General features: G+C 53.2%; 8 protein-coding genes. 6 read left to right on the top strand and 2 right to left on the bottom strand.

Going from position 1 to position 11,696, the window contains the following annotated elements; genetic code table 11:
• The first annotated feature begins 11 nt into the window (after positions 1-11).
• From DUE52_RS15650 to DUE52_RS15625, 6 genes are all read left to right on the top strand, one after another.
• Entirely contained in the window at positions 12-1,409 is a 1,398-nt protein-coding gene (locus tag DUE52_RS15650) for a RagB/SusD family nutrient uptake outer membrane protein (protein ID WP_114406971.1), read from the top strand.
• A gap of 349 nt (positions 1,410-1,758) precedes the next feature.
• Positions 1,759-4,803 carry a SusC/RagA family TonB-linked outer membrane protein gene (locus DUE52_RS15645; protein WP_114406970.1) on the top strand — a complete coding sequence of 1,015 codons (3,045 nt, stop codon included), beginning with the start codon at positions 1,759-1,761 and terminating at the stop codon, positions 4,801-4,803.
• Positions 4,800-6,179 carry a RagB/SusD family nutrient uptake outer membrane protein gene (locus tag DUE52_RS15640; protein ID WP_114406969.1) on the top strand — a complete coding sequence of 460 codons (1,380 nt, stop codon included), beginning with the start codon at positions 4,800-4,802 and terminating at the stop codon, positions 6,177-6,179. Before DUE52_RS15645 ends, DUE52_RS15640 begins: the two co-directional genes overlap by 4 nt.
• 184 nt (positions 6,180-6,363) lie before the next feature.
• Positions 6,364-7,233 (top strand): DUF4843 domain-containing protein, encoded by an 870-nt coding sequence (locus DUE52_RS15635; RefSeq protein WP_114406968.1) that lies wholly within the window; start codon positions 6,364-6,366, stop codon positions 7,231-7,233.
• Positions 7,234-7,241: 8 nt separating this feature from the next.
• Entirely contained in the window at positions 7,242-7,748 is a 507-nt protein-coding gene (locus DUE52_RS15630; protein ID WP_114407093.1) for a hypothetical protein, read from the top strand.
• A 70-nt stretch (positions 7,749-7,818) separates the two neighbouring features.
• Positions 7,819-10,230: a M43 family zinc metalloprotease gene (locus tag DUE52_RS15625; protein WP_114407092.1), complete on the top strand. Its 2,412-nt coding sequence runs from the start codon at positions 7,819-7,821 to the stop codon at positions 10,228-10,230.
• Positions 10,231-10,285: 55 nt separating this feature from the next.
• Here the strand turns inward: DUE52_RS15625 and DUE52_RS15620 are convergent, their stop codons facing one another.
• On the bottom strand, positions 10,286-10,924 hold the full coding sequence (locus DUE52_RS15620; RefSeq protein WP_133299852.1) for a hypothetical protein: 639 nt from the start codon (positions 10,922-10,924) through the stop codon (positions 10,286-10,288).
• A gap of 273 nt (positions 10,925-11,197) precedes the next feature.
• Complete coding sequence (locus DUE52_RS15615; RefSeq protein WP_133299851.1) at positions 11,198-11,692, bottom strand: hypothetical protein; 495 nt, start codon at positions 11,690-11,692, stop codon at positions 11,198-11,200.
• Positions 11,693-11,696: the final 4 nt, after the last annotated feature.

The raw sequence follows: 11,696 nt of genomic DNA, 5'->3' as shown, positions 1-11,696 counted from the left end.
CGAAACTGAACATGAAAAAAATAATCATATCCGTAAGTCTGGCGATGGTAATGGGCATAACCGCCTGTGACAACAAACTGGACCTTGAGCCCCGCCAGTCGGTCGATGCGGCTACGGCTTTATCGACGGCGCAGGACATTGAAAGTGCCTTGATTGGAACCTATGGCGTTCTGACCGGAACCGGGGGTGGGCTGGCCGATGGCGAGTTGTACGGAACCAACCTGAACCTGGTTCCTGAACTGCTGGCGTCCGATAATTCGGTGTCCTGGCGCGGAACGTTTGCGAGCTACCGGGAAGTGACCAACCGGCAAATGCTGGCCACCAACGTCGAAGCGCAACGCACCTGGATTACGGCTTATCAGGTCATCAACGTGGCCAACAATATTTTGGAGTCGCTGGACAAAGTGACGGATGCCGACCAGAAAACCGCCTTTGAAGGCGAAGCGCGGTTCCTGCGGGGCATCATGTATTTTGAGCTGGTTCGCCTGTTTGCCCTGCCCTGGGGAGCGACGGCGGCCAATGATCAACTGGGGGTTCCGCTGGTGCTGCGGGCCACAACGGGGCAGGAACAGGCCGCCGAAACCCGGGCGCGCAATACCGTAGCGCAGGTGTATACACAGGTGCTCGACGACCTGACGAAGGCAACGACGCTGATGCCGGAAGACAATGGGTTGCGGGCGTCCAAATTTGCAGCCCTGGCGTTTCTGTCGCGGGTGTATCTGCAACAGTCCGACTATGCGAAAGCCCTGGCTGCGGCTAATGAGGTGATCGAGTCGGGGAATTACCAACTCAACGCCAACGTGACGACGGTTTTCCGGAACCGCAATACCGCCGAAAGCATTTTCGAGATTCAGGAAAACACGCAGAACAACCCCGGCACGACCAATGATGGGTTAACAACCCTGTACGCCAGTATTCCGGCGGGGGGGGCTGCCGTTGGCCGGGGCGATGTGCAGGTGCTGAACAGCTTTGTCGAGTCGTATGATTCGACGGATGCGCGTCGGACGGATTTGTATTACATTGGTGTGAAAGGAGCCGGAACCCGATATTACACCGGAAAATGGGCGGATTTTTACGCCAACATTCCCGTGATTCGTCTGTCGGAAATGCTGCTGACCCGCGCCGAGTGTAACCTGCGGCTTTCGACCACCACGGGGGCCACACCCGCCGAGGATCTGAACGCCGTTCGCGAACGGGCAGGAGTCGCTCCGATTGCCGCGCCTACACTGGCTCAGGTTCTGAAAGAACGCCAACTGGAACTGGCTTTCGAAGGCCTGCGCATTCACGACATCAAGCGCACGAAAGGCAAAACCGGCGACCTCAACTGGAACGATCCGAAGCTGGTGATGCCCATTCCGAAACGCGAAATCGACGCCAATAGCCTGCTGGTTCAGAATCCGGGGTATTAAGGAATTGTAAAAATGACAAATATCAAATGATGAATGCTAAATGTAAAATATTCATAGAGTATACTCACTTTTACATTTAATATTCATCATTTGATATTTGTCATTTTTGCAACGCATGATTTAAAAATGCCGTACCCACCAGGTACGGCATTTTTATTTGGCAGAAGCACAACGCTGCACTAAAAAAAAGCGTCATGGTAGATGTTACATATTTTTTTATTTGGTATACATTGATTAGCCGTAATTCAGCGTTTAATAGTTTGAAAAATCAGTATATTGACCTTTCAAAGGGGAAAAGAAGTAACCGATTTTGGCCCATGAGATCCGTTTTAACACCCAGTACTTGTAGATGAGAAAACGTTATACTTTTTTAAGTTGTTGGTTCTTATTCATTATTCTGTCGGGAAACCTGGCCTTTGGTCAGACTCGCCGGGTAACGGGGCGTGTAACCGCAACACAGGACGGATCGACGCTGCCCGGCGTGAACGTTGTTGTGAAAGGAACCACCATTGGGGTCAGCACCGACGCCGATGGGAATTATAGCATCAACGTCCCCGATGACAAAAACATCCTGACGTTTTCGTCCATCGCCCTGATTTCTCAGGACATTCCGGTCAATAAACGTTCGGTCATCAATCTCCAGATGGCCGAAGCCGTCAACGAGCTGGCGCAGGTGGTGGTTACCGGGTATAATTCGGTGCAGAAGAAAGACATCACTGGCTCGATGGTTTCCGTGACCGCCGACAAATTCAAGGAGATTCCCGTCACCAGTTTCGATCAGGCACTACAAGGCCAGGCGGCCGGCGTTTTGGTCACCCAGTCGTCGGGAACACCGGGCGGGGGCATCACCGTCCGCGTTCGGGGCAGCACCTCCATCACGGCCAGCAACCGCCCGCTGTTCATCGTCGATGGCGTGCCGGTCGAAGACGGTTTGCTGTCGTCGCGCGACTTCGGGGGCCAAACCGACAATGCGTTTTCGCTCCTCAACCCCAACGACATCGAGTCGCTCCAGGTGTTGAAAGATGCCTCTGCCAAAGCCATTTACGGGTCGCGGGCCGCCAACGGGGTGGTGCTGATAACCACCAAAAAAGGGAAGGCCAATCAGAAAACGACCTTCACGGCCGAAGTGCAGCGCGGGGTGACTGAAATTGTCCGTCGTCCCGATCTGCTCAATTCCAGCGAGTTACTTGATCTGCAACGGGAAGCGGTGATCAATGCCGGGCAGGACCCCGACAAACTGGGGTTGATCAAGGGCGTCACCGACGGCATCAATACCGACTGGGTCGATGCGGTTTTGCGAAGAGGCCTCTACCAGCAATACCAGCTTTCGGCATCGGGCGGCACCGACAAAACCCACTTCTATATCAGTGGGAATTACCGGGATGAGGAAGGCATTCAGTTGAACAACCGCCTGACCCGGATGTCGGGCAAGTTCAGTTTCGATCACAAAGCCAATTCGGCACTGTCGTTCGGCACGGATATTTCGTTGTCGCGAACGCTGAACAAGCGGGTCAAGGGCGATAACTTCCTGGATGGAGTCTATTCCGGGGCCCTCAAATCACTGCCCTTTCATTCGCCTTACAATGAGCAGGGGAAACTGTATGGCCCCAACGATCCGAATTACGCCGGTTTTCCAAACTTCAATCCGGTAGCCCAGGCCTTGTTGCCCCGGTTCGACACCTATACCGTAAAAATGCTGGGCGGTCTTTGGGCGGAATACGAACTGCTCCAGAATCTCCGGTTTCGGTCCAAGGTGAGCATCGACTACAACCAGGTGACGGAAGACCAGTTCGAGTCGTCGCAAACCGCCATTGGCGGGTATCTGGAAAGCGTGGGCGGGCGCGGCTACGGGGTCTTTACTTCGGGAACCTATACCACCTTTATCAATACCAACACCCTGACCTACAACGTTTTGCTGAACGAAAAGAACCGGTTTAACTTTCTGGCGGGGTTTGAAATTCTGCAACGGCAGGAACGGTCGGGTAGCACAACGGGCCGGTTATTTCCAAGCGATGACTTTACGTACATCACCTCGGCTGGTATTGTCGACAACGGATTTTCCAATCTGCTGAAAAGCGGGTTGATATCCACCTTCGGCGAAGTTCGCTACGATTATGATGACCGGTATCTGGCGACGCTGACGGCCCGTTACGACGGCTCATCCCGCTTTGGTCAGGATCGTCAATTTGGGTTGTTTCCGTCGGCCTCCGTGGGTTGGCGGATTTCGCAGGAGAAGTTCATGGAATCGTTCCGGTTTCTGAACGACCTGAAATTCCGCGCCAGCTACGGTTTTACGGGGAATGAGCGGATTGGGGACTACCAGTTTCTGGGAACCTGGGCATCGGTGACCTACAGTGGCGCAACGGGCTTAGGACCGGAGGCCCTGGCCAACCCAACCTTGCAATGGGAGCGGACGCGGGAAGCCAACCTGGGGCTGGACGCTTCGCTCTACAACGGGCGGCTCAGTCTCAGTTTCGATGTCTACGACAACCTCACCGATCGACTGCTGTTTGCCCAGCCCATTCCGTCGACGACCGGTTTTGGAACCTTGCAGGGCAACATCGGGAAAATCTCGAACCGGGGAATTGAGTTGATGGTGTCGACGGTCAACTTCGACCGGGGCGGTTTTAAGTGGAATACGGACCTGAACCTGTCGCGGAACGTAAACAAGGTGGTCGAACTGGCCAACGAGGGTCCGCTGTTTCGGGGGTATAGTGCCAACGGGGTCGGCAGCACGAACGCGGTTGTGCAGGGGGAACCACTGGGTACGTTCTGGGGCTTGAAGTTCCTGGGGGTAGATCCGGCGACGGGCGATGCGATTTACGACGACATCAACGGCGATGGCCGGATCAACACCGAAGACGGTCAGGTGATTGGCAATGCCCAACCCAAACTGTTTGGCGGTTTGACCAACCGGTTTTCGTTCAAGGGCTTCGATCTAAACGTCTTTTTTCAGGGATCGTATGGCAACAAGATGCTGAATTTTACCAGCACATCCACCATCAACACCGGGGCGGATTTGCAGAGTAATCAATCGCGGAAAGCCCTGGAACGCTGGCAGAAACCGGGTGACATTACCAGCGTACCGCGGTATGTGTACCAGAATACGTACAACAACTACCACAGCAGCCGGTTTCTGGAAGATGGCTCGTATCTGCGGCTGAAAAACGTTTCGCTGGGCTATAACCTGCCCAAAAAGTACGTCGAGCGCTTCCGGATTGTATCGAACGCCCGGATTTTTGCCTCGGCCACCAACCTCTGGACGCTCACCCGGTATTCGGGTCCCGATCCGGAAGTCAGCACGCTGGACGGTTCGACCACCGCGCAGGGCATCGACTTTTTCACCATTCCTCAATACAAAACCATGATGGTGGGAATCACCTTAAACCTATGATCCGATTCATTCGCTATACGGCCATTCTGGCCACGGTTTGGCTGGCTTCCTGTACGACCGTGCTGGAGCCTAAACCGGTCGATTTGCTGGTCGATAACCTGGTTCTGAACGAACCCAACGATGTGGAACCGGCCCGGATTGGTGCCTACAGTGCGCTTCGGGGCATGGCGGCCACGAACATGATGGCAGGGGATTTTACGGCCGATTACATCCGGCACAACGGAACCTTCAATGATTACCGCGAACTGGGCACCAAGCAGATTACCTCCTCGAACGGCGCACCGGCTTCCCTGTGGAGCAACCTGTACCGGACGATTTACGTCGCCAACTTTGTGCTCGAAAAGCTGCCGCCTATCAGTGGTGTTTCTGCCGCTACCAAAAAGCAGGTGCTGGCCGAAATGCGGTTTTTACGCGGCTATGCCAACTTCATCGGGGCCAACACGTTTGGTGATATTCCCAAAGTGACGACCACCGATCAGGGAACCAACCGGAACATTCCGAAGACGCCCAAAGCCGATATTCTGGCGTCGGTGCTGGAGGATTTCAGAGCGGCCGAAACCGATCTGGCCACCATCGAAGCCGGTTCGACGGCTCAGGTTGTAAACGGCACCTACGCCAACAAAATCACTGCTCAGGCCATGCTCGCCCGGTATTACCTCTACCAGAAAAACTGGGCTCAGGCAGAGGTGTATGCCACCCGGGTGATCGATGCCAAAGTGTATTCGCTGGAAACCAATTTTGAAGACATTGTTAGCAAAGATTTTACGAGAGAGTCTATTCTGGAGGTCGGCTACGGGCTGTCCGACGACCCCGGAACCAGTAACTTTGGGTTGACCAACCTTTTTGTGGGACGTCGGGAAGTCATCCCGTCGGATCAGGTGGTGGTTTCCCTGCTGTCGACCGAATCGGGGACGCGCCGGGCCACGGTGGCGTTTAATTCTCAAAATTTGCAGGGCGACGACAACGGCTGGACGATGCAGAAATATGGCACTGCCGACAACGATAACAACAACATCGTGCTGATCCGGCTGGCCGAAATGTACCTCATACGAGCCGAAGCCCGGGCGCAGCAAAACAAACTGACCGGAACCGCCGGTGCCATTGCCGATCTGAATGTGTTGCGGGCGCGGGCGAAGGCACCGAATGTCTCGGCCGCCAATCAGGCCGAAGCGATTTCGGCGATTGAGCGGGAGCGGGTGTATGAACTGGCTTTTGAAGGCCACCGCTGGTTCGACCTCATCCGGACGGGTCGCCTGCAGGCTGTCATGACGGCTTTTTCGCCCAACTGGAAAGCGACTTACGACCGCTGGCCGATTCCGAATGGTGAAATTCAGCGCAATCCGGCGTTGAAGGACGCGCAGAATCCGGGGTACTGAGTTCAAGGGAGGAGTAGGTTTTTCGCATATTGCCCCTAAATCCCCTAAAGGGGACTTTATGCATCCGGATTAAGCCGTGTCCAAGTCCCCTTTAGGGGATTTAGGGGCAACAGGTGAAAGTCCTAAGAATTATCAATATTAAAAGTTAATCGAGCTGCCAGTGCGGTTTGAATCCTGACGAAAAATGAGACACTATAAATACCTATTGACTTGTATTATCGCTCTGGCAACGGGCTGGCTGGTGGTGGCCTGTGAAGAACAGGACATCGACCGAACGTTTGAAGGGCCGTATTTTGTGCGGTTTACCGACTCGTCACTGACCTACAAGGAAAGTTACAACAAGACGATTGGAATTAAAGTACACAATGCCGGACCGCAGTTGGACGAGGCCATTAAAATCAATTACGTCATCAGCGGAACCGCCCGCGAGGGCAAGGATTACGCCATTGAAGGCACCAGAGGCACAGTGACGATTCCGGCCAAGCAGAGTTCGGGTACCATCAATCTGAAGCTGATCAACAACGCCAACAACATTCTGGAATCCCAGACGGTGGTGTTTACGCTGACCGACGTGCAGCCCTCGTCGCTGCGGGTGGGTTTTGGCAAAGAAGGGCTGTTGGGAAAAAGCATTACGTTCACCATCGAGGATGATTGTCTGTTCAGCGGGACCTATTCGGGTGCCCGGCAAAATGGTGCGTATGTGAACATTCTGCAACTGTCGACCAATACCGCTACCTTACCCGATATTGCCATTTCCAGTCTCGATTGCAAAACCTACACCATCGGAAACTGGAACATCGGGATGGCTGATTTTTTTGGATTCAACGCCATCAAACCCACTTTCACCTTTGTGGATAACGGGGATAATTCCCTGACGATTCCCGTTCAGTCCAATGCGGATCTGGGCGGAGATACGCTGTCGGGTACGGGTTCGTGGAATCCGCAAAACCGTCAGATCACCCTGAGTCTGCGCTGGAGAGCCACTTTCAATACCCCCTCCGGCCAGGATTCGGTAGGGACCATCACGTTTCCGCTCACGTATACGCCACAATAATGAAAAGCATGAAAACCTATATCCGATTTCTGGTTTTATCAGCAGGCTTGGTGGGGCTGTTCGCCGGGTGTTCCGAAAAACTGGAACCGAAACCCATTACCTACAGCCAGTTGCTGACCGGAACTGAAAAGAAAATCTGGCGGCTGGTGTCCTTCGAGGTAGTGGATCAGGGCGAAAAATCCGGGGTGATACCGATTCAAAACGCGCTTGATCCCTGCCGGAGTGACGACCGGTACGTATTTTATGCCGACGAGTCCCACAAACTCGAATACCTCAACGGAACTACCAAATGCAGCACGACCGAAGCCGATACGCTTTTTGAAGATAGCTGGACGATGATTAATTCCAACGCTACTCTGGAATTTGTGATTCCGGTTTTCAGTGGCAGCATTTTGCCCTTTACCATCAAGAATCTAACGGAAACGTCCATGACGGTGGAAATCTATTACGACAAAATCTACGTCGAACCGATAGACGCCAGTTACCGGTTTACGTTCAATTCGACCACAAAATAAAGGAATAAATGCGGTAGTGAATTTCGGCCTAAGCCGCTGGATCGACCACCGACCTAACTGGATTGCTTTTATGCTTAAACGTATACTTTTTTCGGTTGCCCTACTTGTTTGCGGGTTCTACTCCGGATCGGCCCAGCAAATCCCGGCCTGGCAGCAACTGGCCAGCCAACCGGCGCGGGAGCAATGTGCTACCATGCAGATGGACAGCGCTTTACGGGCTAAATACCCCGAAATGGGTAGCCGGGCGGCTTTTGAAAAGACGCTCCAGGAACGCATTGAACAGATCAAGAAACTGGAACGGACGGGTCGGCTGGCCGATGTGGTGCTCACCATTCCGGTGGTTGTTCACGTTGTTCACGCAGGTGAAGCCGTCGGAACGGGCCGCAACATCAGCGAAGCGCAGGTAAAAGCCCAGTTAGAGACGCTCAACGAAGACTTTCGCCGGAAACCGGGTACCCGGGGGTTTAACGACAACGCCAATGGGGCCGATATTGAGATCGAATTTTGCCTGGCCGCCATCAACCCCACGGGGGGAACGATTACGGAACGGGGGATCGACCGGGTAAACGGGGCGTCTAATTTTGGTAAATCGACCTGGAGCAAGGCGGATATCGACGGCGTTTTGAAACCGAACACGTTCTGGGACCCCGAAAAATACTTTAACATCTGGGTCGTTGATTTTGCGGCCTCCGACGACCGTCTGCTGGGATATGCGCAGTTTCCGAGCCAGTCGACCCTGCCGGGTTTGTCGCCCAATTCGGGGGCTGGCAGCACCGACGGCGTGGTGATCCGGTATCAGTCGTTTGGCAATGCCGAGAAAGGCAACTTCCCGGTGATGCAGGCTCCCTACAACCTGGGCCGGACGCTGACGCACGAAGTGGGCCACTGGCTGGGCTTGATTCACATCTGGGGGGATGCCAATTGTGGCAATGACTTTGTGGACGACACGCCGACGCAGGCATCCGAAAGCCGGGGTTGCCAGAAAGGGCGTGTGAGTTGCGGAGGCACCAACATGGTCGAAAATTACATGGACTATTCCGACGACGCCTGTTTCAACATCTTCACACGCGGCCAGAAAACCCGCATGAGGGCAGTGATGCAGGTGGCGGTTCGTCGGGCCAATCTCGTGAATGCCAACGTCTGCGGTACCTCCGTCGTGGCGCGTCCATCGGCGAATTTCCGGGCCGAAAACCTCCGGGTTTTGCTGGGTGGCCAGGTGCGTTTTACCGATCTGTCGACCAACTTCCCGACAAGCTGGGCATGGACGTTTGAAGGCGGTACACCCTCGACTTCGACGGAACAAAATCCGGTGGTGACCTATAATGAACCGGGCAAATTCCGGGTGACCCTGGTGGCTTCCAATGCCGCCGGTTCGTCGGCTCCGTTTGTCAGGGAACTGTACATCGAAGTATTGAACGTCGGGCTGTGTGCCGATCAGACCAATTTCAGTGGCACCCGAACCGTATTGCGTCAGCCGGGCGGAACCGGGTATGTCGCCGGTCAGAACAGCCGAAGAACCAGAGCCGTATCTGAGTTTTTTGATAATTCGCTGAGCTACAATAATATGCACGGGGCCTCGCTCCGGTTTGGGGTTGCGAAAGCCGCCAGAGGTGCCACGACCGAATCCATCGTGACTGTAACCGTCTGGAATGCCCGTGGTTTTCAGAACGGGCCCGGTGCGGTACTGGAAACAAAAGAGGTGCCGCTCCGAACCATCCTGGAGGATGTTGCTAACAACCGCGCCACCAGCATAGTCTTCGACCGGAACGTTCCGCTGAGCGGTTTGCCGTTCCACATTGGCATCGAGCTTACCTACGTGGCGGGTGATACGGTGGCGCTGACGACGACCCGCGATGGCGAATCGCTGTTGGGAACTTCCTGGGAGCAGAATGCCAACGGCGAGTGGGAGCGGTACCGGGTTCGTCAGGGGCTTAACGTTGCCCACGAAATCACGGCCCGGGTCGGCATGAAACCGTCCGTTCAGCTAACGGCATCCAAACAGTTTGTTCTACCGGGCGAACCGGTCACGCTCAATGCCCGTGGAGCCAGTATTTTCAGTTGGGCGGGTCAGAATCTGAGCAGTACGTTGGGCGGTCAGGTCATTGCCCGGCCCACGCAAACGACCTCGTATACCGTCACGGGTTCCGGTCTGGATCTGTGTAATGCGACGGCAACGGCCCGGATTTACGTGCAGCCCGGCACGATCACCGGCGTACCAACTGCCCTGCCGGATGAGGCCCTGACGGTTTCTCCCAACCCCAGCGACGGTTTGACGGAGGTTTCTTTCCGGAACACGTCCCGGGGCATTCTGACGCTTTCGGTCCGGAACGTAGCCGGGGTGGAGGTGCTGAAACAGCAGTACCAGAAAACCGACGACGGTTTTGAACAGACGCTCGACCTCCGAACGATGCCGGGCGGACTGTATCTGGTCGAGGTCCGGATCGGGTCGCAGGTGGTGCGGAAGAAAGTGGTGAAATACTAGAGAATTACCCTGTCAGCGGTCGAAGACCCTGACAGGGTAGTTGATCGAAATTACATTAGCTGATCGAGAGGTAATAATCACCATCTGCTCTCCACTTTCCATTAACTTTCCGGGCAAACACAACGCCGTAGCGATGCACGGAATACCCCCACATGTCGTAGAGGAAGCAGGCCAATTGTTTATCCTGTGAAAAAGCTACATGAGAGATGCTTAGTGTGCCTAACTTCCGGTAGGGGAAACCCAGGATTTTTTCATCTGCTAGCGCATGTAACTCTAGCCAGGAAGGGGTTACAAAGGCATAGATACTGTAAGTGTCTGACGCCGGGAAGCCTTTCCAATGCTGCCACATGACATCATCAGGTCCCCCTTGCGGTAATTGATCGACGGGTATGGAATCCAGATGGGGCGGGAAATCAGGATTCCAGAAATCCAGCAAGTTGCGGAAAACCGCCCGATAGGCCGTATCAACCCCTTTGAACCGCTTGTCCCAGTCCGCTTCCATTCGTTCAACCCGTTCATTAAAATGAGCGGGTAGCGGCATGAAAACCCCCGACATAAAACCTACCCAAACCGGCTCACCTTCCAGGCCCTGACTCATGACTCCCCGGTAGGGAGAGTCCCAGGTAGGTTTGGGCTCGTCGGGGTTCAGATAGCGCAGACTCTGGTTGATCACGGCGATTTCTTCTTTGATCAATGTAGTGTCCCGAAGAGGTGTTTGAGTGGGATTCTGCTTTTCCTGAGTTCCACAACTTGCTAACAGAAGTACAAAAACAAGTATGTAAAATGGTATTTGTATTTTCATAAGCAGGTGATGGATAAGGTATATTTCTTCCGATATAGATACATAAAATTGGTATTAAATTATTCCATTCGGTATCAGATTGAACGCATTTAATTGTCTGGTTGAACGCACAATAGATTTTCTTTAGCTGGTTAGCTAAAGAAAATCTATTGTGCGTTCAACCAGTTATTTATAGCTATTCTCTACTTTTTCAATCTTTCCATTTTTTAAAAAAATGGTTTTGTAAATGGGCTCAAATCCTACTAAGGGTGCTGCATTAGGATTTGGATCACCATTCGGTAACAGGTCGTCTACAATCTTGTGTTTTACAAGTGGTCTAACTATATTGAAAAAGAAGCTGTTGGTTTGGATAATGGGTTCGATACCACTCGAAATTAAGATGACATTTCCCTCAATTATACTATACATGGATACCGGTGATTTCTTTAATTCGCTTAAGTATCCTACATTGCTGAGTATGTAAATCAAATTTCCATTTTCGTTTCGAATGTTACATCGAATGACTCCTTTTCCAGTGGCTTTGAAGAACTCTTTGATTTCTTCGATCATATAGGGCTGGTTAAATACTACTTTTCTCGAATTCTGATTAGTAAATTTCACCGACTGACCAGCTGCTTTGAAATGCAGAAGAACTAGTATTAATATTAATAAGTATTTCATAGGC

This window comes from Larkinella punicea (assembly GCF_003334855.1).
GTDB classification, from domain to species: domain Bacteria; phylum Bacteroidota; class Bacteroidia; order Cytophagales; family Spirosomataceae; genus Larkinella; species Larkinella punicea.
Note: the sequence above shows the minus strand (reverse complement) of the source record. Positions and strands in the feature narration are given on the sequence as shown.

Coding starts and splice junctions, on each gene's coding strand:
- DUE52_RS15650 (WP_114406971.1), top strand. CDS start 12: ATGAAAAAAATAATCATATCCGTAAGTCTGGCGATGGTAATGGGCATA.
- DUE52_RS15645 (WP_114406970.1), top strand. CDS start 1,759: ATGAGAAAACGTTATACTTTTTTAAGTTGTTGGTTCTTATTCATTATT.
- DUE52_RS15640 (WP_114406969.1), top strand. CDS start 4,800: ATGATCCGATTCATTCGCTATACGGCCATTCTGGCCACGGTTTGGCTG.
- DUE52_RS15635 (WP_114406968.1), top strand. CDS start 6,364: ATGAGACACTATAAATACCTATTGACTTGTATTATCGCTCTGGCAACG.
- DUE52_RS15630 (WP_114407093.1), top strand. CDS start 7,242: ATGAAAACCTATATCCGATTTCTGGTTTTATCAGCAGGCTTGGTGGGG.
- DUE52_RS15625 (WP_114407092.1), top strand. CDS start 7,819: ATGCTTAAACGTATACTTTTTTCGGTTGCCCTACTTGTTTGCGGGTTC.
- DUE52_RS15615 (WP_133299851.1), bottom strand. CDS start 11,692: ATGAAATACTTATTAATATTAATACTAGTTCTTCTGCATTTCAAAGCA.